The 25229-nt window shown below is 68.3% G+C and carries 20 protein-coding genes and 2 pseudogenes; 13 read left to right on the top strand and 9 right to left on the bottom strand.

The window, feature by feature from the left end:
• Positions 1 to 153 precede the first annotated feature (153 nt).
• The 7 genes and pseudogenes from HUV60_RS14215 (at position 154) to HUV60_RS14185 (ending at position 6048) form a co-directional block, all read left to right on the top strand.
• The gene (locus tag HUV60_RS14215; RefSeq protein WP_257850894.1) at positions 154 to 735 is read left to right on the top strand and encodes a hypothetical protein; all 582 of its coding nucleotides are present in this window, start codon (positions 154 to 156) and stop codon (positions 733 to 735) included.
• Positions 736 to 1056: 321 nt separating this feature from the next.
• Complete coding sequence (locus HUV60_RS14210; RefSeq protein ID WP_257850895.1) at positions 1057 to 1686, top strand: hypothetical protein; 630 nt, start codon at positions 1057 to 1059, stop codon at positions 1684 to 1686.
• The gene (locus HUV60_RS14205; RefSeq protein WP_257850896.1) at positions 1686 to 1931 is read left to right on the top strand and encodes a helix-turn-helix domain-containing protein; all 246 of its coding nucleotides are present in this window, start codon (positions 1686 to 1688) and stop codon (positions 1929 to 1931) included. Before HUV60_RS14210 ends, HUV60_RS14205 begins: the two co-directional genes overlap by 1 nt.
• Positions 1932 to 2750: 819 nt before the next feature.
• The gene (locus HUV60_RS14200; RefSeq protein WP_257850897.1) at positions 2751 to 3170 is read left to right on the top strand and encodes a hypothetical protein; all 420 of its coding nucleotides are present in this window, start codon (positions 2751 to 2753) and stop codon (positions 3168 to 3170) included.
• A gap of 105 nt (positions 3171 to 3275) precedes the next feature.
• Positions 3276 to 3897 (top strand): annotated as a pseudogene (locus HUV60_RS14195) (transposase family protein).
• Positions 3898 to 4030: 133 nt separating this feature from the next.
• Positions 4031 to 4519, top strand: coding sequence for a hypothetical protein (locus HUV60_RS14190; protein WP_257850898.1), 489 nt, complete (start codon positions 4031 to 4033; stop codon positions 4517 to 4519).
• On the top strand, positions 4516 to 6048 hold the full coding sequence (locus HUV60_RS14185) for an ISKra4 family transposase (RefSeq protein WP_269441184.1): 1533 nt from the start codon (positions 4516 to 4518) through the stop codon (positions 6046 to 6048). The genes HUV60_RS14190 and HUV60_RS14185 overlap by 4 nt, the downstream gene beginning before the upstream one ends.
• 876 nt (positions 6049 to 6924) lie before the next feature.
• Here the strand turns inward: HUV60_RS14185 and HUV60_RS14180 are convergent.
• The 3 genes from HUV60_RS14180 to HUV60_RS14170 all read right to left on the bottom strand — a co-directional run bounded on the left by HUV60_RS14180 (position 6925) and on the right by HUV60_RS14170 (position 9091).
• A complete protein-coding gene (locus HUV60_RS14180; protein WP_257850900.1) occupies positions 6925 to 8118 on the bottom strand; it encodes a DUF7224 domain-containing protein in 1194 nt (397 codons plus the stop codon).
• Positions 8119 to 8144: 26 nt separating this feature from the next.
• Positions 8145 to 8888: an ATP-binding cassette domain-containing protein gene (locus tag HUV60_RS14175; protein ID WP_257850901.1), complete on the bottom strand. Its 744-nt coding sequence runs from the start codon at positions 8886 to 8888 to the stop codon at positions 8145 to 8147.
• 74 nt (positions 8889 to 8962) lie between these two features.
• Complete coding sequence (locus HUV60_RS14170; protein ID WP_257850902.1) at positions 8963 to 9091, bottom strand: hypothetical protein; 129 nt, start codon at positions 9089 to 9091, stop codon at positions 8963 to 8965.
• Between the two features lie 681 nt (positions 9092 to 9772).
• Between HUV60_RS14170 and istA the strand changes: the two genes are divergently transcribed.
• The 4 genes and pseudogenes from istA to HUV60_RS14150 all read left to right on the top strand — a co-directional run bounded on the left by istA (position 9773) and on the right by HUV60_RS14150 (position 15299).
• Positions 9773 to 11299 (top strand): IS21 family transposase, encoded by a 1527-nt coding sequence (gene istA, locus HUV60_RS14165; protein ID WP_257850903.1) that lies wholly within the window; start codon positions 9773 to 9775, stop codon positions 11297 to 11299.
• Complete coding sequence (gene istB / locus HUV60_RS14160) at positions 11299 to 12090, top strand: IS21-like element helper ATPase IstB (RefSeq protein ID WP_037722867.1); 792 nt, start codon at positions 11299 to 11301, stop codon at positions 12088 to 12090. Before istA ends, istB begins: the two co-directional genes overlap by 1 nt.
• 633 nt (positions 12091 to 12723) lie before the next feature.
• A pseudogene (locus tag HUV60_RS14155) lies at positions 12724 to 13752 on the top strand (ISAs1 family transposase); the annotation flags it as partial.
• A gap of 407 nt (positions 13753 to 14159) precedes the next feature.
• Positions 14160 to 15299, top strand: a complete 1140-nt coding sequence (locus tag HUV60_RS14150; RefSeq protein ID WP_257850905.1) for a glutathione-independent formaldehyde dehydrogenase — start codon at positions 14160 to 14162, stop codon at positions 15297 to 15299.
• Positions 15300 to 15331: 32 nt separating this feature from the next.
• Here the strand turns inward: HUV60_RS14150 and HUV60_RS14145 are convergent, their stop codons facing one another.
• Together HUV60_RS14145 and HUV60_RS14140 are read right to left on the bottom strand one after the other, a co-directional pair.
• Positions 15332 to 16288 (bottom strand): helix-turn-helix domain-containing protein, encoded by a 957-nt coding sequence (locus tag HUV60_RS14145; protein ID WP_078878609.1) that lies wholly within the window; start codon positions 16286 to 16288, stop codon positions 15332 to 15334.
• Positions 16285 to 17121, bottom strand: coding sequence for a peptidoglycan-binding protein (locus HUV60_RS14140; protein WP_257850906.1), 837 nt, complete (start codon positions 17119 to 17121; stop codon positions 16285 to 16287). Before HUV60_RS14140 ends, HUV60_RS14145 begins: the two co-directional genes overlap by 4 nt.
• 281 nt (positions 17122 to 17402) lie before the next feature.
• Between HUV60_RS14140 and HUV60_RS14135 the strand changes: the two genes are divergently transcribed.
• Positions 17403 to 17855 carry a peptidoglycan-binding domain-containing protein gene (locus HUV60_RS14135; RefSeq protein ID WP_042175845.1) on the top strand — a complete coding sequence of 151 codons (453 nt, stop codon included), beginning with the start codon at positions 17403 to 17405 and terminating at the stop codon, positions 17853 to 17855.
• A 109-nt stretch (positions 17856 to 17964) separates the two neighbouring features.
• On the opposite strand, the gene argS is transcribed toward HUV60_RS14135, so the two are convergent.
• Positions 17965 to 19740 carry an arginine--tRNA ligase gene (argS, locus tag HUV60_RS14130; protein ID WP_257850907.1) on the bottom strand — a complete coding sequence of 592 codons (1776 nt, stop codon included), beginning with the start codon at positions 19738 to 19740 and terminating at the stop codon, positions 17965 to 17967.
• Between the two features lie 152 nt (positions 19741 to 19892).
• On the opposite strand from argS, the gene lysS reads away from it, so the two are divergent.
• Positions 19893 to 21632, top strand: coding sequence for a lysine--tRNA ligase (gene lysS, locus HUV60_RS14125; protein ID WP_257850908.1), 1740 nt, complete (start codon positions 19893 to 19895; stop codon positions 21630 to 21632).
• Positions 21633 to 21728: 96 nt separating this feature from the next.
• Here the strand turns inward: lysS and HUV60_RS14120 are convergent, their stop codons facing one another.
• The 3 genes from HUV60_RS14120 to HUV60_RS14110 all read right to left on the bottom strand — a co-directional run bounded on the left by HUV60_RS14120 (position 21729) and on the right by HUV60_RS14110 (position 25137).
• Positions 21729 to 23183, bottom strand: coding sequence for a DUF2637 domain-containing protein (locus tag HUV60_RS14120; protein ID WP_257850909.1), 1455 nt, complete (start codon positions 23181 to 23183; stop codon positions 21729 to 21731).
• Positions 23184 to 23311: 128 nt separating this feature from the next.
• Positions 23312 to 24115, bottom strand: coding sequence for a DUF3558 domain-containing protein (locus HUV60_RS14115; RefSeq protein WP_257850910.1), 804 nt, complete (start codon positions 24113 to 24115; stop codon positions 23312 to 23314).
• Positions 24116 to 24234: 119 nt separating this feature from the next.
• Positions 24235 to 25137 (bottom strand): DUF3558 domain-containing protein, encoded by a 903-nt coding sequence (locus HUV60_RS14110; protein ID WP_257850911.1) that lies wholly within the window; start codon positions 25135 to 25137, stop codon positions 24235 to 24237.
• Positions 25138 to 25229: the final 92 nt, after the last annotated feature.

The raw sequence follows: 25229 nt of genomic DNA, 5'->3' as shown, positions 1-25229 counted from the left end.
ATTGAATTATTTGAGGGGAACCAAATGCGCAATACCACTCAGAGAAGTTTCGTCGGGCTCATGGGGGCGACGCTGGGTGCGATGACGCTGGCGGGCATGCCCGGTCAGGCCGTTGCCGCTGAGGGGTAAATCCCCTCCACTCCGGAGTCGTACGTGGCTTGGCTGGAAGCCAAGAAGGAGCCCGGTGCAGCCGAGACGATCGACCAGTTCAAGGCTCTGTCCGAGGTGAAGCAGGAGAAGTTCCTGGACTATCTCAACAAGCCGGACCACTTCAAGGCCTTCATGGGAGCAGTGAACAGCCCTGAGGTCGCGAAGAAGACCGTGCTGGCCGACGGGGACATCGTCATCGAAAAGGAGGAACAGAATTCCTCGACGAATCCCTCCTCGGGTTTTGGTGCAATGGCATCGGCGGGCGACAAGAGTGCCTGGCATAGCGTTTCCGACACGATCTTTGGCGTCAAGGTCACGACAGTGAAGCTTGGGGTCAACTACCACACGACCGCAACTAGGACCACAAAGGTCTATGGCGGTTGGGTGAGCCACACGAACTGGGTGCCGGCTACGTCGTTTTCTCACAGCCCGATCAAGAATTGGATTTCCGCAGACCCGGGCAATAATGCCCACTCGGAGACGGTCTGGCAGGCTGAGTTCGCCCTGTACGGCAACTGGGCCTGCCGTCACCGCGTCTGGGCCGACCAGGATGACTTCAAGGGCGGGTACCTCAAGCGGGTCTAACGCCCCGGAAGGCGAGGCCGGCGGCACGGGCCGCGGCGTGGAGCCAGCCGGGATTCGTAGTCGATAGGTACGGCGTCTCCGTCCATCCAGCTTCTCAGCTGGGCTGGACAGGGGCGCCGCTCCCGGCGTCTGCGCTGCTGCTTCTTCGGTGCCAGCACTCCACTTCCGTCGGGTCGAATTGGCGCGTTTGTGCCACAAAATGCACATTATTTCCTGTCGCCAGCACGGGGTGGCGCACCCTCGCGACCCGACATCTCCACCCTCTTGCGAAGACGCATCGTTTATCGATAGTATCGAAAAACGATAGTGGAGGTTGATGCAGTGGCCGAAGACAAGAGACTTCTCAAGTCTCTCCCCGTGGTGGTCTCGACCGCTCTCCGTCTAATGGTTGGCCTTCTCCTGGTCAGCTTTGCCTTGAGCCTACTCAATAACGACGTGCCTTTCTGGAGCGGCATCGGGCATTGTGTTACCGCTGACTGGACTGCTGGCAGTTCAGGCTCCACGGATGCCCTGTTCCAGGCCAGGGACGGGGCGCATGTCAATGCGATACCGCAGTACTGTGCTGAACAGAGCAACAACTACCAGCGGTTGCTCGGGGTGCTCAGTCGAACTCCGTCTCTTATCCTACTGGCCGGCGGGCTGATTTTGCTAAACCGTCTGCTTCACTCGGCGACGCGCGTCGGCATCTATACCGCGCGAACTGCTTCCAAGCTGCAAGTACTCGGCTGGTGGCTGCTACTGGGCAGTATTGCCGCGGCGCTCACTCAGGCCATTGCGCAGGCCGCCCTGCTGTCCACGCTCGCCGAAAGCATCCCACTCTCGGCTGAATCTGTGCTGAATACCGCAAAACTCCCCGGTCTGGCGGTCGTGACAGCCCTGGGTCTACTCGCGTTTGCCCGCATCATGCGTGTTGGCGTCGCCATGCGCGAGGACATCGAAGGGACCGTCTGATGCCCGCCGAGGGGGGCGCCATCCAGGTGCATCTTGAACATCTCCTCGCGGAACGCGATATGACGCTCACTGAACTCGCGGCTCGCGTTGGCATCACCAACGCAAATTTGTCCATTCTCAAGAATGGTCGTGCGAAGGCGATCCGCTTTACGACACTCGCTGGAATCTGCCGGGTACTGGATTGTCAACCAGGTGACCTGATCACCTACCGCACCGATGGCGAGGGCGCTGCCGAATCAGGATAGAGGACCTCGAAGCTACGCCACACCGGCCAGTTGACCTGCCGGGCGCGTACATAATTTTCACAGAAGCGCGACCGAGGAGTCAGAATGATCGGGTTGATGGACACCGGAATGAAGATCGTCGTGGTAGCAATTGTCATTGCCGTGATCTGTCTCGCTGTCGCCGCCGTCCGATGGCTCAGTAAGCGCTGAATCCGGGCGCCTTATCCATGACGCGTCTTCCGAAACGGCATATGTCGAGCCCGGGCGCCCACTGGCAGAGGCATCCCGGGCCGCTCGGTTGACGGCACTGCGGCCATCGGCCGGATGCGCTCTCGCGCCGGGAAGAGCTGCCCGCCGTTGTTTCCCTCGGCGGGTGGGCTCCCGCCGGGCTCCACCTCGACATCGAGGCGTTCACCGGCACGGGTGCGGCTCTGCCCCGGCTGACGCCCCAACCGCCCTGATCAGCCCCGGTGAGCGTCAACACGGCACGTCCCAAGGCATCTTGGAAGATCAGACGGTGCGCATTCACCCGATTACTCTGTGCGCTCATCCCGTCGGTTCAATGAGGTATCCGTATGAGCTACACAGACCAGGACGTGCGCGAGGGTCGCCGGCTGATGAACGAGGGCTGCGAGAACCGCCTCGTCATCGGCGACAAGCTGCTGGCCGTCACAACCCCGGGCGGCCAGGACTGCGCTTTCGACCAGTACTGCGACGAGATCGGCCTGAACCCCAAGACGGCCCGGCAGTACCGGCACACCGCCCGCATGTGCACCCCGCCCGTGCGGCAGCTCGTGGCCGATTGCGGCGTCCACGTCAGCTACACAGCGCTTCGCGAAGGTGCCCCGCCTGGCCCCCTCCGGCAAGCCGTACGACGAGGACTACAGCACCCTGCGCACGCTGCTGCACGAAGCGCGCGCGGCCGGGATCGGCCGCATCAGCGCGCCTCAGTACCGCCGAGCGCTGGGCATCGGTCCTGCCTTGCAGGACTTGCTGGACCCCTCCAGTAACACGTCCTTGACGGACTATCTCGCCTCTCTTGCACCCCAGGAGCGTGATCAGGCTCTTCGGGACCTGGTGGAGAAGAAGGCGGAGGTGCACGACGCTCTGAAGCGGGTCATGGACGAAAAGCGTCGCCGGGACCGCGAGACCCGCGGACCGGAGTGCGGTGGCGGGAAGCCTGACAAGGCCGCGGTCGTGGCCCGGGACCTGGTGCGGCTCAGTGAGCTGTTCCCAGTAACCGTCGGCCACCGTCCGTGAGCGGGAGGCGCGTCGCGCGGTCCGCGGTATCCCCCAAGTCCGGGCAGGCGTAAGGCCCCTGGTAGGAACATCTTGCGACAGAAAGATCCGACCGAGGGGCCTCACGTGCCGACCAGTGTCACATACACCGCCGTGCTCGATGTGAGGCGGTCCACCGCCGAGCACCTGGCCGGTCTCCTGCGCGACCACCGAATCGTGGCCAGGACCCGCAAGGGGCGACGCGCGCTGGGCTGCTTCAAGCAGGCCGTGCTCGTGCTGCGCTGGTTCCTCGACGGCACCCGACTGGCCCAACTCGCCCCCGACAACGGCCTGTCGGTCTCCACCTCCTACCGCTACCTCCACGAAGGACTGGCCGATCTGGGTCTCGCCCGTACGGCCGGGCCGGGAACACGACACCACCTGCGCCCGCCACCACGGGCTGGTCGAGGCACTCAACCGCATCGCGGCCGAACTGGACATGCCGACCCTGGTCGACCTCGGCTACGAGAACGCCGGCGACGGCTTCCGCCACCCGTACAAGAAGCCCGCCGGAGGCGAGCTGACCGAGGAGCAACAGACGTACAACAAGGTCATCCGCGGCATCCACGGCGTCTGCGAGCGCGCCAACTCCCTGCTCAAGACCACCTTCAAGGCCCTACGCCGGGTCAGCCTCGACCCCAGCCGCATCACGAAGATCGCCGCCGCAGCCCTCGTCCTGCTCCAACTCGAATGGGTGCATATCTTGTGAGGGTGCGTCGTTGGGGTGATTCGTCAGGGTTCAGGTCTCGGTCGGGGGTTGCTGGTTCCTAGCCTCGTGGTGTCGAGTCCGGCTGTGGTGGGCGGGCGTTGAGCGAGGGTGGGTGGCATCTGTGCCGTCGTTGATGGCTGCCTTGCAGGCCGGGGAAGACGAGGTCCGGGTGTCCGCGGCCGAGGTGCGGGCGCGGCTGGAGGTGTTGACCGCGGAGTTGGCTACGGCCGAGGAGCAGTTGGTGCGACTGCGGATCACGCGGGAGACGGTGGAGGAGGTGTTGTCCTCACCGGTCGGCCCGGCGGTGCCGCCGGGGGTGGTGCTGGATACGGAGGGGGCGGTGCTGCCGCAGTTGGCGGAACTGGTGCCGGTGCTGTTGGCCGCCGAGGCGGCCGGGGACACGACGGTGACCTCCGAGCCGTATCGGCGGATCCTGATCGTGTTCGCCGAGGCGTCCGGGCCGTTGCGCTGCAAGGACGTGTGCGTCGGGGTGGGGTTGAGCACGGAGGCGAACCACACCGAGGGCATGCGTGGCAAGCTGAAGAAGCTGGTCGGGCGGGGGATCCTGGCCGAGGTGGAGCCGGGGTTGTTCGGGCTGGCCTGTCGGGCCGGTGCCCGGTGAGCGGCGGCGTGCTCGGCGGGGATCTGGCGGCGGCGGAGGCCGCGTTCGCCGCCTCGCGGGGCTTGTTCGAGCAGGTCAGTGCCCGGATGCAGTCCGTGGAGACCGGTTCGTTGACGCACTCGCAGCTGGAGGAGGTGCTGGGCGCGGACATGCGGGAGGTGACGCGGCAGCTGTATCAGGACCATCTGCGGCTGCGGGAGCTGACCGAGCAGCGCATCGAGCAGGTCGTGGACGCCGCCGGCCGGGAGCGCACCAGGATCGAGCGGGGCCGGCGGCGGATCCTGTCCACGGTGTTCGGGAAGGTGACCGTCGGCCGGATCGCCTACCGCGGCGACGCCGTGCCGGATCTGCACCCGGCCGATGCGGCGCTGAACCTGCCGGCCGGGATGCATTCGCACGGCCTGGCCAAACAGGTCGCCATCGAGGCGTCCCGGGGCTCGTTCGCCGAAGCGGTCGAGCGCGTCAACACCCTGACCGGCGCCGGGATCGGCCCGCGGCAGGCCGGCGAGCTCACCGTCGCCGCCGCCGCGGACATCGACGACTTCTATGCCGCCCTCGCGCCCGAGCCGTGCACGGACGCCACGCTGCTGGTGATGTCGGCCGACGGCAAGGGCGTGGTGATAAGGCCGGAGGCCCTGCGGGAGGCCACCGCGAGAGCCGCCGCGGCCAAAGGCGGCAACAAGCTGCACAAACGCCTGTCAGCCGGGGAGAAGAACGGCCGAAAGCGCATGGCCACCCTCGGAACCGTCTACGACGCCGAACCCGCGGTACGCACCGCCGACGACATCATCGCCGACCCCGACACCGGCGAGCAGGACACCACCCGCCGGAGCAAAGGACCCAGGGCCCGCTCCAAGTGGCTGACCGGATCGGTCAACGACACCTGCTCCCAGGTCATCACCGCCGTGTTCGACCAGGCCGAACACCGAGACCCCGACCACCGGCGCACCTGGGTGGCCCTCGTGGACGGCGCACCCCACCAGATCGATCTGATCAACGAGCAGGCCGCCGCCCGCGACGTGCAGGTGCACATCGTGATCGACATCATCCACGTCCTGGAATACCTGTGGAGCGCCGCCCACGCCCTGCACCCCGGCGGCAGCAAGGACATCGAGGCATGGGTCGCCCGCACCGCCCGCACCATCCTGGCCGGAGACGCCCTGACCGCAGCCGAGACGATCACAACGGCCGCCACCGACGCAGGGATCGCCCCGGGCCAGAACAAGAGCATCGACGACGCCGTGGCCCACCTCACCAACAAAGCCGACTACCTGCGCTACGACACCGCGCTGGCCGCCGGCTGGCCCATCGCGACCGGGATCATCGAAGGCGCATGCCGCCACCTGGTAAAAGACCGCCTCGACATCACCGGGGCCCGCTGGGGCCTGGCCGGAGCCGAAGCCGTCCTGAAACTCCGCGCCCTGCGCACCAACGGCGACTTCGACACCTACTGGGCCTGGCACGAACAACAGGAGTACACCCGCAACCACCAGGCTCGCTACCGCAACACCCTCATACTCACCGCCTGATCACACAGACACCCTCAAAAGATGCACACCCATCAGAGATGATGCGTCGGCAGGCACGGTCTTCCACTTGGATCACGGGGCGTAGAGAACTCCATGATCTTGGAAGCCGTGCCTGTCACGTTCCGAGAGCACCGCTGAGCAGGCAGTTCGCCACGAACCGGGCGTCACGCGACTACGCCGAAGCCCTGACTGCATGCCGTGGGCATTACGGCTTGCGGAGTGCTCCACCACATCACTACCGCGAGAGCCGAGCCAGGCGACCAGCGGTAAGAGGGAGAACAGATGCGGCCAGTCCGGTAGTTCCCACGGCGATGGCTGCGATGAACGCTGGTAGGTAGGTGGGCTCGTGCAAGGGCCATGCCCACCGTGCAGGTACTCCGTGTTGCACTCCGAACGCTGCGCACGCGATGGGGAAGACGGTGACGATCGCGGCAACGATGCGAGGGCTGGTGAGGAGGCGTAGCAGGAGGGCGAGTCCGAGGTAGCCCAGGAAGTTTCGGGCCATGCCTGCTGCGAGGATGTGACCGGACGTCGAGGAGATGAGCCAGCCTCCGGCGAGCATCACGAGTGTGCAGGCCGTCATGAGTCCGGCGTCCCATAGGCCGACAGGGCGTACGGCGGTTGCTTCGGTGGAGCTTCCTCCGCGGGACTGTCCGTGAAGGATGAGGCACACCGGTGCCAGTGGCAGCAGGAAGGGGAGGGGAAAGGAGAAGGAGACTCCTCCTACTACGATCGGTACGGGCACCTGGATGGAGTCGGCGACGGCGCCGAGTACCAGGCAGGCCACCAGGGCGGCACAGATTGCGGGTACTCGACGAACCTGGATCCACCAGTCCATGGACGTTTCTCTCTGTCGGTTGGCTCGTCGCAGCGGACTCAGAGGTGCCGTGTGTCAAGGACGGGCTGCTTATCACACCGAGTGAGTGTTTCGACGTTCTGCTGGAACCAGACCCGTTGGTCGTGTGGAGTCTGTTCGAGAACGCGTTTGGCGACATCGACTTCGGGGGGCGCATATCGGGACGCGACAGTCTGGGGGTCCGCGCCTGCGGTGATGGTGAGCCAGACACTCAGTGGGCCGTAGGCGCGGCTCCCTGGCCACTCACCGGTTTGGGCGCAGGCTGGGATGTCCTTGGGCAGGGCGCTCAGAGCGAGAAGGGCTCGGACTTCGTCGGAGGTCGGTGTGGTCGATCGGGGCGCCAGTTGAGCAGTTGTCGTGACGCCTGCGACAGTCAGACGCCTGTGGGCGTCCGTTGCCCACGTGTTGATGTCCTTTGCGTTGTCGCGCTGTTCGGGCCAGAGGCAGACCTGCGGGTGGGTTGCTGAGCAGGTGCGGGATGCTGTGGAGCGGGATTCGGCGGCGCTGTAACCGAGGGGATGGACCATCCAAGCCGAGATCGCTACAGCGACGGTCAGGACAACGGGAGCGAGGGGTCGCAGTCGCCGTCCCCGTACCGTCACCAGCCAGGCAGCTGCGAGCAGTCCGATTGAGGCGAGGGCCGGGGCGACAATGCTGCGGGGAGCGGCCACTTGGTCCAGCTGACAGCACTCGGCCAGGTTCGTACCGTTTAGTTGGCGCACCCAGAAGACGTTCATCGCCGCCGGGTAGGCCATCCACACGAAGCTGCCCACCAGTGCAACAGGCACGGCCAGCAACCGGGGCAGGGTGAGCCCGAGGACATATCCGACGACGATGTGCGCCGCCACGACCAGCAGCTCCAGAGCGAGGATCGCCACCGTAGTCCAATTGGGGCTGCCTGCAGTCTGCGGCAGGAGCATGCCGAGGGACAGCGCGACCGCGAGTACTCCCAGGACGAGGGTGGGCGAGAGTGCAGCGAGAGATACCCCCGTGAACGTCCGCGCCGGCGCCCCTTGCAGAGTCCGTGCCTGCCTAACGCGCATCCCCTCCCAAGCGCCGCAGGCAGCCACGGCCGGTGCTGTCCACACCAGGAGAGACGAGCTTTGACCGGCAACTGAGTCCCAATACCCGCGGGTCACCAGCTCGGTGACACTGTCGCGGTAGGCAAGCAGCCAGATGATCAGCAGAAGGCCGATGCGAGGCGCGATCGACACTCGCAGTACGGTGCTCCAAGGCACGCTTACACCTCCCCCTTCACCAAACCGGCATAGGCAGCTTCAGCCCGGCGTCCGGATGCCACCTGGCCCGGAGCAAGGTCGAGGAAAGACACGGTCGGCCCCTGGAAGAGGATGTTTCCTCGGTCGAGGAGCAGGACCGAGTCGTAGCTGTCTTCCAGGTCTTCGGTCTGGTGGGTGGAAACGACGAAGCTCGCCTGGTCCTTCAGGTCGTCCAGGAGGCCGCGGAACACCTTGCGCTGCGTGGGGTCGAGGCCGGCGGTTGGTTCATCCATCAGGACCACTCGCGCCGAATGCACCATCGTCTGAGCAATACCCAGGCGACGCAGCTGCCCCCCAGACAGCTGCGCGGCAGAACGGTCGGCCAGCTCATCCAGTCCTACCTGTTTGATCGCGCCCAGCGATCTGTCCCATGCATCCCGCCGCGACAGGCCCTTCAGCCATCCGGCATACGCAGCCTGCTCTCTGACACGCAGCCCCGGTACCGGAGTCACCTGCTGCGGCAGCCAGCCAACCTGCTGCCGGTACCGCTTCAGATCGCCCCGTCTGCGGGTATCCAGGTCACCGAGCGTCACGCTACCTGCGCTTGGAATGAGTGCGGATGCGAGGAGTCCCAGCAACGTCGACTTACCGGCGCCGTTCGGCCCGAGAAGCACAACGCACCCTGACGGCAGGTCAAGCGTCAGGTCTTGCAGGACGAGTCCCCGGCGCCGGTAGCCGAAGCAACAGCGCGAGACATGGATGGTCATTCTGGCCTTCTGTAACTTTCCTGAGAGGCGTGGCCCCCCGGGTAGCCGAGGGGCCACTGTCGGTACGGACGCTGTCAGTAGCGGGTGACGACGCTGTTGACGCTGAGCCTAGTAGAGCCGATGTAGATGAAGTAGAACTCCGCCTTCCCCACCTCACCCCAGGACACCGTGTTGCAGGAGTTGCTCCGCGTGCCGTGGCTCACGTCCGGAAGGAAGTCTCTGACGTGGTCGAGCTCGAGAGTCGCGCTGCTGGGTCCTCCGAAGCTGCAGCCGGAGAAGCTCACCGTCGTGCTCGACCCGTCGCTGTGGTTGTCCGTCCAGCGGCGGGACTCATCCCCTCCCCTCCAATTGGATATGTAACTGCTCCAGCTTCCTTCGGCAGAAGCCGGCGGAGCCAAGGTGAACGTTGCAGCAGCAGCGGCTGCGATCACGACTCCTACCCGATTCAACTTCACCCTCATGCCATTCCTTCGCTCGTAGACGCACGTACAGCCAGACCCTTCACGCAAGGACGCTGTGAAGACTCTGTGACGGCCTGGACCGTACGTTCCCTAACGCGACGCAGCAATGATTGATCGCGAAGATCAGGCATCCTGTCAGCGAGGAGTAGTTTGCGAGGTAATATGCATAATTGGCCCTCTGTGCATTCCACGCCTGCCGCGCTACGCACGAGCTTCAGCACGGCTACCCAGAGGAACATCTGTACGCCGAAGCATCATCATTTCGGCGCCGAGGGTTACAGCCTTACGTGCGTGACGGCGGCCATGACAAGCTCCCCATAGGCGGCCACTTACCGCCCCACTGATGGCCACGGGATTCCCCACGTACGGCCAGATATCTCCCCGCTCGCATTGGACGCATCCCGCTCGGCGAGGCTCGGGCGGGTGAAGAACAGCAGGGAGATCATGGAGATCCTTGAGGCGTACGACCTCACGGGCAGTTACCGCGCTGCGGCCGAACTGACCGGCGTCGACCACCACACGGTGGCCCGCTATGTGAAGATGCGGGCCGCCGGCCAGCACCCCGACCAGCGCCGTCACCGGGCCCGCGCGATCGACGACTATCTGCCGAAGATCGAGGAACTGGTGGTCCGTTCGCACGGCAAGATCCGCGCGGACGTGGTGCACAAGAGGATCGTCGCGATGGGCTTCACCGGCGGGGAACGCACCACCCGCCGCACCGTTGCCGAGGCGAAAGCCCAGTTCAGGGCCGGTCGGCGGCGGGTCTATCGGCCATGGGTGACCGAGCCGGGGCTGTGGATTCAGTACGACTTCGGCGACGGGCCGACCATAGCCGGCCGCAAGACCATCTTGTGGTGCGCCTGGCTGGCCTGGTCTCGGTTCCGGATCGTGATCCCGATCTGGGACAAGACGCTGCCGACGGTCACCTCGTGTCTGGACGCGACGTTCCGCCGGATCGGCGGGGTGCCGGCCTACGTCCTGACGGACAACGAGAAGACGGTCACTACCGATCACGTCGCCGGGATCGCGGTCCGCAACCCGGAGATCGTCGAGGTCGCCCGGCACTACGGCACGACCATACGCACGTGTCTGCCCGCGGACCCGGAGACGAAGGGCGGTTCCGAGGCGACGGTCCGGATCGCGAAGGCCGACCTGGTGCCGAAGGACGTCAACCTGCGCGAGCACTACAAGACCTTCGGCGAGTTGGAGGCGGCCTGCCGGGCGTTCTGCGACGAGGTCAACTCCCGCACCCACCGGGCGACTCGGCGCAAGCCGGTCGAGCGGCTCGCCGAGGAACGTCAGCGGCTGCACCCGCTGCCGAGGAGGTCGTTCACTGCCGCGTTCGGCACCACCCGGCGGGTGAACTGGGAGTCCACGATCTCGGTCGAAGGGGTCCGCTACTCCGTTCCGCACGAGCTGATCGACAACCGGGTTTGGGCCCGGTTCCACGGCGACGAGCTGATCGTCACCGCGGTTGGCGAGGACGGCTCGGCCCGCGAGGCCGCCCGTCACCGCCGCGGCCAGCCGGGCTCCCCGGTCCTGGACGACGCTCACTCCCCGCCGCGGGAGAACAAGGACAACGACCGCACCCCGAAGGCCACGTCAGCAGAGGAGGCTGCCTTCCTCCAGCTCGGTCCCGGGGCAGCGTCCTGGCTGGTCGAAGCAGGGGCAACCGGGGTCCGCCGCATCAAGGCGAAGATGGCCGAGGCCGTCGCCCTGTCCAAGCTCTACTCGGTGGCCGAAGTCGACCGGGCCCTGGGCACCGCACGCTTCGCGGACAAGGACCTGTTGTCCATCGTCGACTACCAGGCCACCCGCGAGCACACCGAACCCGTCCGCCGCAGCGAGGAACACTCCCTGCAGCCCGGCACCTCCGCCTGGTCCTCCTTCGGCCTGCCCACCCAGCCCATCTCCGACGTCTCCGAGTACGACGAAAGCGACCTCGCCTGATGGCCACCCCACTTCGCACCGTTCCCGGCACCAACGGCGACCCGCTTGCCGAGGCCATCGAGCTGACGAAGCGGCTCAAACTCCCGCACCTGCGGCGGGTGTTGGCCGATCTGATCCCCACTGCCAAGGCCCAACGCTGGGACCCGGCCGAGGTCGTCCGCGTCCTGCTGGCCGAGGAAGCCGCCGGCCGGGACCGGGCCAACCTTCACACCCGCCGCAAGCGGGCCGGCTTCCCCACCGGCAAGACCTTCGGCGACTGGGACGAGACCAAGTCCGCCATCCCCCGACCCACCCAGGACGCCCTCAAGTCCCTGGAATGGATCGGGCGGCGGGAGAACTTTTGCATCTGCGGGCCCTCCGGCACGGGCAAGAGCCACTTCACCGAGGCCCTCGGCCAGACCGCGGTCGAGGCCGGGCTGACCGTCTCCTGGTTCACCATCGAGGATCTCGGAGTCCTGGTCCGCCGGCACCGCGCGGACGACTCGATCGCCCGAGCCCTCGCGAAGATCATCCGTTCGGATCTGATCATCGTCGACGACATCGGACTGCTGCCGGTCTCGCCGGACGCCGCAGAGGGCTTCTACCGCCTGGTCGATGCCGCCTACGAACGACGCTCGGTCGCCGTCAGCAGCAACCTCCACCCCTCCGGATTCGACGAGATCATGCCCAAGACCCTGGCCACCGCGACGGTCGACCGGCTCATGCACCACGCTCACATCGTCGTCACCCAGGGTGACAGCTACCGGCTCACCCAGGCCACCAGCGGACAGGGGGTGAAGCCCTTCAGCTGACCCGACCGACCCGAGGGCGGGGAATTATCTGGCCGCCACCGGGGACATCTCGATGGCCGCCAGCGGGGCGAACTCCTGGCCGCCTACGGGGAGAACGACATGGCCGTTGACACGTGCGCTGGCATCAATGGCCCCCCAGGGGCGACCTCACGCGATCAGCGACCGTGATCGGGTCCCACTCCCGACCTCTGGGCGGTACGCACCCTGACTTATTCGTCATAGCAGGATGAAATGTCGGATCTGCTGACCCGCTGGGGACTCGAAAGAGCTCGTGAAGCAGTAATCCGTCCTGGACGCAAAAGTTGAGCGCCGAACATGTCTGATAGTGATCGTCTTCCTTCAGGTCATCTGATCGATGACGGCGGCGCCGATCCCCGCACCGAGTCACGCTTCCGATTCGCACCTGAGACGGATGGGGCGAAGGACACCTCAGAGGTTGTTCTCTGCCCGGAGTCTATGTGTGGTTTTCACTGGTCAGGCGTGAACTGAGGGCCGGCGCGGACAGGGCTTCGGCGTAGTCGCGTGACGCCCGGTTCGTGGCGAACTGCCTGCTCAGCGGTGCTCTCGGAACGTGACAGGCACGGCTTCCAAGATCATGGAGTTCTCTACGCCCCGTGATCCAAGTGGAAGACCGTGCCTGCCGACGCATCATCTCTGATCCCGCCTGCCCTTGACCAACTGCGTGAGAATCCGCAGGTCGGCCCCGAGGAGGTCCCGGGCCTACTGGAGCGGCTGGCCGAGGTGCCGGACCCGCGCGATCCGCGTGGGGTGCGCCACCGCCTGGCTGTCGTACTCACTCTCACGGCGTGCGCGGTGCTGGCCGGTGCGACCTCGCTGCTGGCGGTCGGCGAATGGATCGCCGATGCCCCCGGCTACGTGCTGGAACAGGTCGGTGCCGACCCCGATCCGCTTCTGCCCAGGCGGGTCCTGCCCGCAGAGACCACGGTCCGCCGGCTGCTGGCCCGCATCGACGGCGACGCGCTGGACCTGGCTGTCGGGAGCTGGCTCGCCGACCGCCGCCCGAAGGTGACCGGATTGCGCGGCCTCGCAGTGGACGGCAAGAGCCTGCGCGGCGCGGCCAAGGCGAAGGGCCGCAAGATCCATCCGTTCGCTGCACTGGAGCACACCACCGGTCTGGTCCTGGGCCAGCTGGACGTCGGCGAGAAGACGAACGAGATCACCTGCTTCCAGCCGCTGCTGGATACCGTTGCCGACCTGGTCGGCGTCGTCGTCACCAGCGACGCCATGCACACCCAGCGCGAGCACGCCGACTACCTCCTCGGCCGGGGTGCCCACTACATCGTGATCGTCAAGGGCAACCAGAAGAAGCTGCGCCGCCAGCTGAAGTCCCTTCCCTGGAAGGACATCCCGCTTCAGGGACGCACCCGGGGCATCGCCCACGGCCGCTCGGAGATCCGTCGGATCAAGGCCGCCACCGTGAACAGCCTCCTCTTCCCCGGAGCCCGCCAGGCCGTCCAGATCAAGCGTCGGCGCACCGACCGCAAGACCGGCAAGACCACCGTCAAGACGGTCTACGCCGTCACCAGCCTGACCGCCGAGCAGGCCACCGCTGCCCAGCTCGCCGAACTCGTCCGCGACCATTGGAAGATCGAGGCCCTGCACCATGTCCGCGACACCACCTTCGCCGAGGACGCCTCCCAACTGCGGACCGGCAACGCGCCCCGCGTGATGGCCACATGGCGCAACCTCGCCATCGGAGTCCTCCGCATGGCCGGAGTGAAGAACATCGCGGCCGGCCTCCGCCGCAACGCCCGCGACCCTCGCCGCCCCCTCACACTCCTCGGTCTCGGATGATCACGAACCGGACGTCACGTGACTACGCCGAAGCCCTGGCAGGGTCCCCAGTCGTTGTGCTGACACTTCTCGCTCACCCTCATGATGTGCCGACGCGGCACGGATTTTTGCACCGCTCCGCACCGAACTGCGTTCACGGTGAGATTACCGACTTGCCTGATGGTGTGGACCGAAGAACCATGAGGAATAGGTCACGCCGGGAAATCGGGGCGGGCGTGTGATCGGACGTGCGTTGTCGAACGAAGGGCGCGATCATGAAAGCCGTCGTTTACAAGGGGCCGTTCAGCGTCGAGGTCGAGGATGCGGAGAAGCCCCGCATCCAGCACCCGAACGACGTGATCGTACGGATCACCTCCACCGCGATATGCGGCTCCGACCTGCACATGTACGAGGGACGGACCGGCGCCGAGCCCGGCATCGTCTTCGGCCACGAGAACATGGGAATCGTCGAGGAGGTCGGTCAGGGCGTCACCGCGATCGAGGAGGGCGACCGCGTGGTCATGCCCTTCAACGTCGCCTGCGGGTTCTGCACCAACTGCGCCGCGGGATTCACCGGATACTGCACGACCGTCAATCCCGGCTTCGCCGGCGGCGCCTACGGCTATGTCTCCATGGGGCCCTGGCAGGGCGGCCAGGCCGAATACCTGCGCGTTCCCTACGCGGACTTCAACTGCCTGAAACTACCTCAGGGAAAGGAGTACGAGAGCGATTTCATCCTGCTCGCCGACATCTTTCCCACCGGCTACCACGGCTGTGAGCTCGCCCAGGTCAGCCCCGGTGAGAGCGTCGCGGTGTACGGGGCGGGCCCGGTCGGGCTCATGGCCGCCTACTCGGCTCTGCTGCGCGGCGCGAAGAAGGTGTTCGTCGTGGACCGGGTCGCCGAGCGGCTGCAGAAGGCCGAGGAGATCGGCGCGGTGCCGGTCGACTTCTCCAAGGGCGACCCGGTCGAGCAGATCAAGGAGCAGACCGGGGGCGCCGGCACGGACAAGGGCGTGGACGCCGTCGGCTACCAGGCGACGGCGACGACACCGGGGGACACGCACGAGGAACCGGCGACCGTGCTCAACGCGCTCGTCGGCACGGTCAGGCCGACCGGAGCGCTCGGCGTGCCCGGACTCTACGTCCCGGCCGACCCGGGAGCACCGGACGAGCAGGCCAAGCAGGGCATGCTCCTCGTCGCGATCGGCAAGCTCTTCGAGAAGGGCCTGCGGATCGGGACGGGCCAGTGCAACGTGAAGCGCTACAACCGGCAACTGCGCGACATGATCATCGAGGGCAGGGCGAAGCCCAGCTTCGTCGTCTCCCACGAACTGGGCCTGGACCAGGCGTCGTCGGCCTACGACAAGTTCGACAAGCGGATCGAGGGCTACACGAAGGTCGTGCTGCACCCCTGACCGTCCGGGCCTGCGGCCCTTCGGAAGCGTGATCAGCGGACCGTGGCCTCGAAGCACTCCCGTCCCGGGGCCGTCGCGGAGCGGAAGCAGGCTCGTACGACGGTGCCCGGGCGGGATCTCGTCATGGGCGTGTAGACGTACGCCTTCGCGTCCAGGGCATCCGTGACCTCGGCGGAGCGGGTCGGGCCGGCCGCGGTCAGCTCGACGCGGTCGCCCACCCGGGTGCCCCAGACACGGCCCCAGCTCGTTCCGCACTCGGAGCTGTACCGCACCTGCAGGTGGGCGCCGGAGGCGGTGCGGTGCTCGATGAGGGTGTCCGGGGGGAAGCCGCAGAGCATGTTCACCGGGTCCCTGCCCTCGCAGGCGGCCCCCCGGCAGCGGGGCGGGGGTGGGGCGGTCCCGGTCGCGGTTCCCGTGCCGCTGCCCGTTCCGGCCGTGAGCGGTGCCCGGGCTTCGTCGGGTGCCCGGTCGGACGGCAGGAGGAGGACGGTGGCGGTCATGCCTGCGGCGGCCACCGCCAGCACGGCCGCGATGACGGACGCGATGCGCCGGGGACCTCTGCGGGGCTCCGGTCCGTCCGCAGGCCGCGACGGGTCGGCCGGGGCGGGCGCCGGGGGTGCGGGCGGTGCCGGGCCGGGTTCCGGTGGTGCGGCCGGCGCCGGGGCACGGGCCTGGGCCGCCCGGCCGCTGCTCTCCGACTCCGCGAGCTCCCACAGGGCCAGGCAGCGTGCGGCCGGTTCCCCCGCCAGCCGGCACAGCTCCCGCACGGCCTCCCGGGGCGGCAGCGTCTCGCCCTTGAGATAGCGGCCCCAGGAGGACTTGCTGAACGGCGTGCGTTCCTCCAGCCGGGTCAGGCTCAGGCCCGCGCGTTCCTTGAGGTCCCGCAGGGCGGCGGTCAGCCGGGCACGCTCCGGTGACGGCGTACCAGCAGGTGCACTCGGCGTACGGGGTGTGCGCCGCGCGTCTCCGGAACCGTTCGGCGACCTCATCCCCGCAAGGCCCCCCAGGTGTGCGGGCCGACGATGCCGTCCACGACCAGACCGGCGTCCCGTTGCAGGCGGGTGACGGCGCGTTCGGTCAACGGGCCGTAGATGCCGTCGATGTCCCCCGGCGCGTAACCCGCGCGTTCCAGCAGGCACTGCACCTCGGCGACCTCCGGCCCGGCGTAGCCGTTCGCCAGGAGCTCCTCCTTCGTGTCGCTCTGCCCCGCGTACCAGAGACCGTCGACCCGCTCCACCCGGCAGGTGTACCCGGGTACGGCCGACGGTGACGACATCGCCGCCGCGGCCGACGACGTGGGCGACGTCGCGGCGCCGCCGTCCGTGCCCATCCGGCCGACCAGGACCGCAGCCGCCGACGCGGCCAGCAGGAGGGCCGCCACACCTGCGGCGACCGCGACCTGGAAGGCCCTCCCGCGCACCGGATCAGCCGTGTGGCCGGCGGTCGGCCCGGGGGGCTCCGCGGGCACGGCCGTGATCGGTTCCGCCGCCGCCGCCGCCGGAGCCGGAGCCGGAGCCGTATCCGCAGTCGAAGCCGGAGGTGCCGTTGCCGTGCGTCCGTTCCAGGCCTCGGCGGCGACCTCCCACGCGGCGAGCAGCCGGGACGGCTCCTCGCCGTTGATCGAGGCGAGTGCCTCCACGGCCCCTCTCGGCGGCAGCGATCTGCCGCCGAGGTAGCGCTCCCACGACGAGGCGCTGTATCCGCTCTTCGACGCGAGCTGGCGCAGGCTCAGTCCGCTGTGGTCCTTCAGCCACCGTAAACGCACCACCAGGTTGCGTGCGCTCGGGTCGAGTTCAGCGGGCAGGGCCTTCCAGCGCGACATGTCCCCCCCCGCACACGTGTGCTCGGTTCCGGTCCCCCGTCGCATTGTGCAACAGCATCAACGGTGTGCCCGGGGAGGCGGTTCCCGCACCCGCACCGATTCGGCCACGGCCCCTCCCGCGGCACCTTCCCGGCGGAGCACATCCCCGCAGGTCGCAGGAGGGGGCGTCCCGTGCCGTCGTCACTTCTGAGGCAATCATGGCCGGGCCCGGCACCGGTCCGGCAGTGTCGTTGCCGAGCCGGCCGCTCCGGTCGGCGCCGCCCATTCGAAGGGGGAAACGAATGCGAGCCATGACGAAGGCACTCGTCAGCGTCACCACGGCCGTGGGGATAGCCGCCGGTGGCCTGGCCACCGCGGGCACCAGCTTCGCGGCACCGGCGCAGGACACCAAGGCCGTGGCGAGTGCCGAGGCGGTCGCTCCGCTCGCGGTGGTCAACCTCGGTCTGAGCACGGCGGAGGCCAAGAAGGTCCAGGACTGGCTGCGGACGTACTGGGGCTACACCGGGGCGAGGGACGGCCAGCTCGGCACCAACAGCTGGAAGGCCTTCCAGCGCGGTCTCAGGGCGTACTGGGGTTACAACGACGCGATCGACGGGATCGTCGGACCCAACACGGTGAAGGCGCTGCAGCGACTGCTGAAGGCACACTGGGGCTACACCGGCGCCATCGACGGCATCGCCGGCTCGGGGACCCAGGCCGCGTTCAAGCGGTTCGCCAACGCCAACTCCAGCTGACCGGAAGCCGGTCGGCCGGTTGACCGGCTGAACGGCTGTGGCCCGTCCTCTCTTCGGGGGAGAGGACGGGCCACGGACCCGTGCGTGCGACCGTTCCGGTCAGGGGCGATCAGAGCCGCTCGGGCGTCCTGATGCCCAGCAGGGCCATGCCCCGGTGCAGCGTGCGGGCCGTGACGTCGCACAGGAACAGGCGGTTGGCCACCTGGTCCGGCGACCCGGCCTTCAGCACCGGGCACTTGTCGTAGAACGACGTGTACAGGGACGCCAGCTGGTACAGGTACGCGGCCAGCTTGTGCGGGGCGTACTCGCGGGCCGCGTCCGCCACCGTCTCCGCGAACGCGTCGACGTGCAGGCCCAGCGCCCGCTCGGCCGCGTGCAGCGCCAACTCCGGGTGCGCCGACGGGTGTACGCCCTCGGGGGCCTTGCGCAGGATCGACTGGATGCGGGCGTAGGCGTACTGGAGGTACACCGACGTGTCGCCGTTCAGCGAGACCATCTGGTCGAGGTCGAACTTGTAGTCCCGGTTCGCCGACGTCGACAGGTCCGCGTACTTCACCGCGCCGACGCCCACCTGGGTGCCCCGCTCGGCGATCTCCTCCCCGGACAGGTCCTGTGCCTTCTCCCGGACCACCGCCGAGGCGCGGTCGATCGCCTCGTCCAGCAGGTCGACCAGCTTCACCGTCTCGCCCTCGCGGGTCTTGAACGGCTTGCCGTCCTTGCCGAGGATCGTGCCGAACGCCAGCTGGAGCGCCGTCACACCGTCCCCGAGCCAGCCGGCCCGGCGCGCGGTCTCGAAGACCATCTTGAAGTGCAGCGCCTGCCGGGCGTCCACCACGTACAGCAGGGTGTCGGCCTTCAGGTGGAAGACACGGTCGCGGATCGCCGACAGGTCGGTCGCCGCGTAGCCGTAGCCGCCGTCCGACTTCTGCACGATCAGCGGGACCTGCTTGCCGTCCGGGCCCAGGACGTCCTCGAAGAACACGCACAGCGCGCCCTCGGAGCGGACCGCGACGCCCGACTCCTCCAGCAGGCGGCAGGTCTCGGCGAGCATGTCGTTGTAGCCGGACTCGCCGACGATGTCCGCGTCCTGGATCTCCATGTCCAGCTTGTCGAAGACGGAGAAGAAGTAGATCTTCGACTCGTCGACGAACTTCTGCCAGATGGCGAGCGTCTGCGGATCGCCCGCCTGGAGGTCGACCACCCGGCGCCGGGAGCGCGTCTTGAACTCCTCGTCGGAGTCGAACAGCTTCCGCGCGGTCTTGTAGAGGCGGTCCAGGTTGGACATCGCCTCCTGACCGGAGGCCTGGAGGCTCTCGGCGTCCTTGTGGTCCAACTCGTGCGGGTGCTCGTCCAGGTACTGGATGAGCATGCCGAACTGGGTTCCCCAGTCGCCGATGTGGTGGCGGCGCACCACGTTCTCCCCGGTGAACTCCAGGAGCTGGACGACGGAGTCGCCGATCACGGCGGACCGCAGGTGGCCGACGTGCATCTCCTTCGCCACGTTCGGCTGGGCGTAGTCGATCACCGTGGTGCCGGGGTCCGGGACCACCGGCACGCCGAGGCGCTCGGGGTCCGCGTACCGCGCGGCGAGGTTCGCGGTGATCGCCCGGTCCGCGATCGTGAGGTTGAGGAAGCCGGGTCCGGAGACCTCGACGTCCTTGATCAGCTCGTCACCGGTGACGACGTGCGCGACGACCTCGGCGGCCAGCTCCCGCGGGTTCGCCTTCGCCTTCTTGGCCAGCGCCAGGATGCCGTTGGCCTGGTAGTCCGCCCGGTCGCTTCGGCGCAGCAGCGGGTCCGCGCCGGCGGCCTCGGGCCGGACGGCCGAGAGCGCGGACGCGAGATGCTGCTGGACGGAGTCGCTGAGGGACGTGACCGAGGCCATGGAGTGGCTGCCGTTCTGCTCGGGTTGTGGGAGTGCTACGGAAACCGAGTATCCCACGCGGTGAGAAGCGGTTTTCGCGGATGCGGTCCGGGCTGGGAGAATGGAGAGGTCAGCCGTGCGACCGTACCGGCTGCCCGAGCAGAAAGAAGGACGTGCCGATCGTGGCTCAGAGCACCGAGACCACCGACTGGGTCTCCCGTTTCGCGGACGAGGTCATCGAGGAGTCGGAGCGTCGGGCCCCGGGCAAACCTGTGGTCGTCGCGTCCGGACTGTCCCCGTCGGGCCCCATCCACCTGGGCAACCTCCGCGAGGTCATGACCCCGCACCTGGTCGCCGACGAGATCCGCCGCCGCGGCCACCGGGTCCGACACCTGATCTCCTGGGACGACTACGACCGGTACCGCAAGGTCCCGGCCGGTGTCGAGGGCGTCGACGAGACGTGGGCCGAGCACATCGGCAAGCCGCTCACCTCGGTCCCGGCTCCCAAGGGCTCCCCGTACCCGACCTGGGCCGAGCACTTCAAGGCAGCCATGGCCGAGTCGCTCGCCGAGCTGGGCGTGGAGTTCGACGGCATCAGCCAGACGGAGCAGTACACCTCCGGTGCCTACCGCGAGCAGATCCTGCACGCCATCAGGCACCGCGGCGACATCGACGCGATCCTCGGCCAGTACCGCACCAGGAAGGCCCCGGCGAAGCAGCAGCAGAAGGCGGTCGACGAGGCCGAGCTGGAGGCGGCGGAGGGCTCCGGCGCCGCCGCCGAGGACGACGGCAGCACCGGCTCCGCCGGCTACTTCCCGTACAAGCCGTACTGCGGCAACTGCGAGAAGGACCTCACCACCGTCACCTCGTACGACGACGACAGCACCGAGCTGACCTACGCCTGCACCGCCTGCGGCTTCTGCGAGACGGTCCGGCTGGGCGAGTTCAACCGCGGCAAGCTGGTCTGGAAGGTCGACTGGCCGATGCGCTGGGCGTACGAGGGCGTGATCTTCGAGCCGAGCGGGGTCGACCACTCCTCGCCCGGGTCGTCGTTCCAGGTCGGCGGGCAGATCGTCGGCATCTTCGGCGGCAAGCAGCCGATCGGCCCCATGTACGCCTTCGTCGGCATCAGCGGCATGGCCAAGATGTCGTCCTCACGCGGCGGCGTCCCCACGCCCGCCGACGCGCTGAAGATCATGGAACCCCAGCTGCTGCGCTGGCTGTACGCACGCCGCCGCCCCAACCAGTCCTTCAAGGTCGCCTTCGACCAGGAGATCCAGCGCCTCTACGACGAGTGGGACCGGCTCGACGCCAAGGTCACCGAGGGTACCGCCCTGCCCGGCGACATCGCCGCGCACTCCCGCGCGGTGGGCACGGCGAGTGGCGCGCTGCCCATGACGCCCCGGCCGCTGCCGTACCGCACCCTCGCCTCCGTCGCCGACATCACCGGCGGGCACACGGACCAGGCGCTGCGCATCCTCAGCGACTTCGACCCCGCCCACCCGCTCGCCTCGCTCGACGAGGCCCGGCCCCGCTACGACAAGGCCGAGGCGTGGATCACCCTCCACGTCCCGGCCGACCAGCGCACCATCGTGCGTACGGAGCCGGACGAGATGCTGCTGAAGTCCCTCGACGAGCAGGGCCGCCAGTCCCTGCGGCTGCTGCTCGACGGACTCGCCGACCACTGGTCCCTGGACGGGCTCACCCACCATGTCTACGGTGTCCCCAAGGTCCAGGCCGGCTTCCCCGCCGACGCCACGCCCAAGGAACTGCCCGCGGAGATCAAGGCCGCGCAGCGGTCGTTCTTCGCGCTGCTCTACCACCTGATGGTCGGGCGGGACACGGGTCCGCGTCTTCCCACCCTGCTGCTCGCGGTGGGGCAGGAGCGGGTGCGGCTGCTGCTCGGGGACTGAGCGAGGTACCGCCGCACACGAGGAGGGGGCGCCCGGCGGACACCGGACGCCCCCTCCTCGTGTGCGATACGTATGGGTACCTCTGCGTGGTGCGGGTCACGCGATGTGGTCTTCCTCCAACTCGGCGGAGTGGCGGTTCTGGAAGTCGAGGACCATGCGCTTGGCCTCGGCGTCCAGCAGGGAGTGGCCGTATGTCGCGCGGACGTTGTCGCCGAACTCGCGCGGCGTCGGATAGCCGCTGCCGCTTATCGACTGCTTGAAGACCTGGTAGTAGCTGTCGTCGTCCGGGGCCGGGGGCTCCGGAGGGCCGCCGCCCTCGCCCAGCTCACGGGTGCGGCCGGGGCCCACCGGGATGGGGAAGGTGCCGGTGTCCTCCGGGGACGGCTCCCGTACCGGAGGCGCCTCCTCGAACTGCCCGCGGTACTGGTCGGCCCGCTCCTGCTCCGCCACCCACGCGGCGTACTGCGGGTCGTCGGCGGGGTCGTAGGTGGGGTCGTAGCCGCCGTGGTACTCGACGGACTGCGGGTCCCGGGCCTGCAGCCACAGGTTCTGGTCCGGGTCGGCCGGCTGCTGCTCGTGCGGGGACACGGCCTCCGCGTCCGGGACATCGCGGGGGCGGCGGGCGTCGCGGGCGTCGCGGGGGCCGAGGAAGGCCTGGGAGGCCTGCGCGTCGGGGTGGGTCTCGTCGTACGCGCCGCCGTCGCCCTCGTCACCGAAGGCGTCGAGGCGACCGGGGCCGCCCGTCAGCTCGGGGCGCTGCTCGGCGGACGGCGCCGCCTTCTGCAGGGGGAGCGCCGGTGCTCCGGCGGCCGGACCGTCCACGCCGCCCCGGGGCTCGGGGGCCGGCGGGATCAGCGCCGGTTCGATGCCGGCCGCCGCCAGACCCGCCGGGGCCGTCTCGGCGAGGGGGACGCCGAACTTGGCCAGGCGCAGCGGCATCAGGGACTCCACCGGGGCCTTGCGGCGCCAGCTCCGGCCGAAGCGGGAGCGCATGCGGGCCTGGTAGACGAGACGTTCCTGCTCCAGCTTGATGACCTGGTCGTAGGAACGCAGTTCCCACAGCTTCATCCGCCGCCACAGCAGGAACGTGGGTATCGGCGAGAGCAGCCACCGGGTGAGGCGGACGCCCTCCATGTGCTTGTCCGCGGTGATGTCGGCGATCCGGCCGACCGCGTGCCGGGCCGCCTCCACGGACACCACGAACAGGATGGGGATCACGCTGTGCATGCCCACGCCGAGCGGATCCGGCCAGGCCGCCGCGCCGTTGAAGGCGATCGTCGCCGCCGTCAGCAGCCACGCCGTCTGACGCAGCAGCGGGAAGGGGATGCGGATCCAGGTCAGCAGCAGATCCAGGGCCAGCAGGACGCAGATGCCCGCGTCGATACCGATCGGGAACACGTAGCTGAAGTTGCCGAAACCCTTCTGCAGGGCCAGTTCACGGACGGCCGCGTACGACCCCGCGAAGCCGATGCCGGCGATGACCACGGCTCCGGCGACGACCACGCCGATGAGAATCCGGTGCGTCCGTGTCAGCTGAATGGGCGCTGCCACCCGTACTCCCCTCCTCGAGCGCGTTGTTGCGGGCAACAGAGTGGCACATGTGTGCGGAGAACGAGTGGCCGGTTCCGTATCGGAGCTTCACCCCGCGTCCTCGTGCACGTCGCCGTGGCCGCCCGGCCTCAGTCCTTGGACGGTGCCGGGGAGGGCGCCGCCTTCGACGGCGAGGCGCTCCCGCCGTCGTCCTTGCCGGCCTTGGACCCGGTCACGGTCGTCACCGCCTCCTTCGCCGCTTTCTGCGCGTCCTTCATCAGGTCGTCGGCGCTCGGCGTCCTGTCGCCGGCGAGCCCCGCCCCGTTGTAGTCGAGGATGACGACCACGTTCTCGACGCGGGTCACGACCGTCTGCTGCTTGAAGGTTCCTTCCTTCTTCTTCAGGTCGTAGCGCACGGCCGTCGCCTCGTCGCCGGTGCCCGTGACCGGCTCCGCCTTCGTGTCCTTGGCATCCTCGGCGGCCTGGACGTCCTCGACCTGCTTGTCGTAGTACTCCTTGGCCAGTTCGTCGCCCGCGCCACGCGTGGTGTCCGACTCGAAGCGCAGCATCGACACGCTCAGCCAGCGGAACTGCGAACCGTCCACCCCGTTGTTGGCGAGGCTGTCCCAGGAGCAGCCGGCCCGCGTCGAGATGTCGTCGGACTGGCTCTCCTTGCCCGACTTCGCCTTCGGGACGAGGTCGTCCAGGGTCTTCTCGGACAGGACGTCGCACGCGTCCGGCAGGTCCTTGTACACCGCCGCCCGCACCGTCGGGGACGGGCTCGCGGGCGCCGACGCCGAGCCGGCGGAAGCCTTGTCCTTGCCGTCGTCGGAGCCGGAGTCCGAGGAGCAGCCCGCGACGATCAGCATCGCCGGGACGGCCGTCGCGCCGACAAGGACGCGGTGGAGGCGCTTCGCTCGCTGTGCTCGTCGTTGCATGGTTCCTTCGCTCATGACGCTTGAGTTCCCTGCGGTCAAAACGGGGGCCGAGGGGTCACGGTACGCGGTGAGTCATCCGTGTGGTCTTCCTCCGGATGCTTCGCGCAGGGCAGTGAAGGAGGCGTGTGCGAGGCTCAGCCGCCCAGCGAATCGGCCAGCAGGGACGCCAGTTTCCGCGCCCTGTCCTGCATTTCCTTGCTGTCCGGGACAGCGCCGACGGACGTCGGCTGCTCCGCGTACTCGATCGTCACGATCACGTTGGACGTGCGGAACGCCACAGTCACCGTGCGCTGCTTGACGGTCGATCCGGAGCTGCCCAGTTCGTCGTCGATGAAGGCCTCGTCGCCGAATCCGTCCAGGACACGGGGCTGGAGATCGGCGGGCGGGACGGCCGGCGACGCGGGGCCGGAGGTCGCGGACGTCCCGGTGGACGCCAGGGAGCCGGAATCCGAAGAACCGGAGGAATCAGGGGAGTCGGAGGCGTCGGTCGAAGGGGACCCGGACGCGTCCGGATCGGCGGACGCGCTGCCGTCCTCCTCGTCGGCGCCGTCGTCCGTGTCTGCGGAACCGGGCTCGGTGGCCGTCGGCTCCGGAAGGTCGGCCGCGTCCTGCTTCGTCGCGAAGAGCTCCCCTGCCTGGCTGTCGTCGCTGACGGCGTTGTCGTAGGAGACGACCCGCTCGAGGTCGATCACCAGGCGGTTGGTCGCCTCGGCGGACTCCACCTTCCAGCCGCAGCCCACCTTGCGGTCCGTGTCGTAGGTGAGCGTCGGCTCCCCCTCGTACGCCTTCGTCCGCTGGGCCTCGTCGACCATCTCCCCGATGCCGGGCAGGAGTTGGTCGAGCGTCTCGGTGCCGACCACGCCGCAGGGCTCCGGAAGCGTGGTGTACCTGCCGGGTTGGGCCGCCTGCGACGCCGTACCGGCGCTGCCGGGGTTGGAGTTGTCCGACTGGCTCCCGTCGCCCGAACTGCCGGTGCATCCGGCCAGCAGGGCCGCGAGGAGCGCGGCGGCGCCGGGTACGTAGGCCCTCCGCTGCACGGCCGGGCTCCTCTCGACGGTGGGCGCGGGCCTCGGCCCGCTGGGTCTACCAGCGTCCCCGCTGGTTAATCGTTTGCCGCACGGGGTCACCC

Source organism: Streptomyces sp. KMM 9044 (assembly GCF_024701375.2).
GTDB lineage: Bacteria > Actinomycetota > Actinomycetes > Streptomycetales > Streptomycetaceae > Streptomyces.
This window is presented reverse-complemented; position numbering and strand designations above follow the sequence as displayed.

What these genes read in the sequence shown, in the direction of transcription:
- HUV60_RS14205 (WP_257850896.1), top strand. Translation starts at nt 1,686, where the DNA reads ATGCCCGCCGAGGGGGGCGCCATCCAGGTGCATCTTGAACATCTCCTC.
- HUV60_RS14190 (WP_257850898.1), top strand. Translation starts at nt 4,031, where the DNA reads ATGGCTGCCTTGCAGGCCGGGGAAGACGAGGTCCGGGTGTCCGCGGCC.
- HUV60_RS14150 (WP_257850905.1), top strand. Translation starts at nt 14,160, where the DNA reads ATGAAAGCCGTCGTTTACAAGGGGCCGTTCAGCGTCGAGGTCGAGGAT.
- HUV60_RS14145 (WP_078878609.1), bottom strand. Translation starts at nt 16,288, where the DNA reads ATGAGGTCGCCGAACGGTTCCGGAGACGCGCGGCGCACACCCCGTACG.
- HUV60_RS14140 (WP_257850906.1), bottom strand. Translation starts at nt 17,121, where the DNA reads ATGTCGCGCTGGAAGGCCCTGCCCGCTGAACTCGACCCGAGCGCACGC.
- argS (WP_257850907.1), bottom strand. Translation starts at nt 19,740, where the DNA reads ATGGCCTCGGTCACGTCCCTCAGCGACTCCGTCCAGCAGCATCTCGCG.
- HUV60_RS14175 (WP_257850901.1), bottom strand. Translation starts at nt 8,888, where the DNA reads ATGACCATCCATGTCTCGCGCTGTTGCTTCGGCTACCGGCGCCGGGGA.
- istB (WP_037722867.1), top strand. Translation starts at nt 11,299, where the DNA reads ATGGCCACCCCACTTCGCACCGTTCCCGGCACCAACGGCGACCCGCTT.
- HUV60_RS14115 (WP_257850910.1), bottom strand. Translation starts at nt 24,115, where the DNA reads ATGAGCGAAGGAACCATGCAACGACGAGCACAGCGAGCGAAGCGCCTC.
- HUV60_RS14135 (WP_042175845.1), top strand. Translation starts at nt 17,403, where the DNA reads ATGCGAGCCATGACGAAGGCACTCGTCAGCGTCACCACGGCCGTGGGG.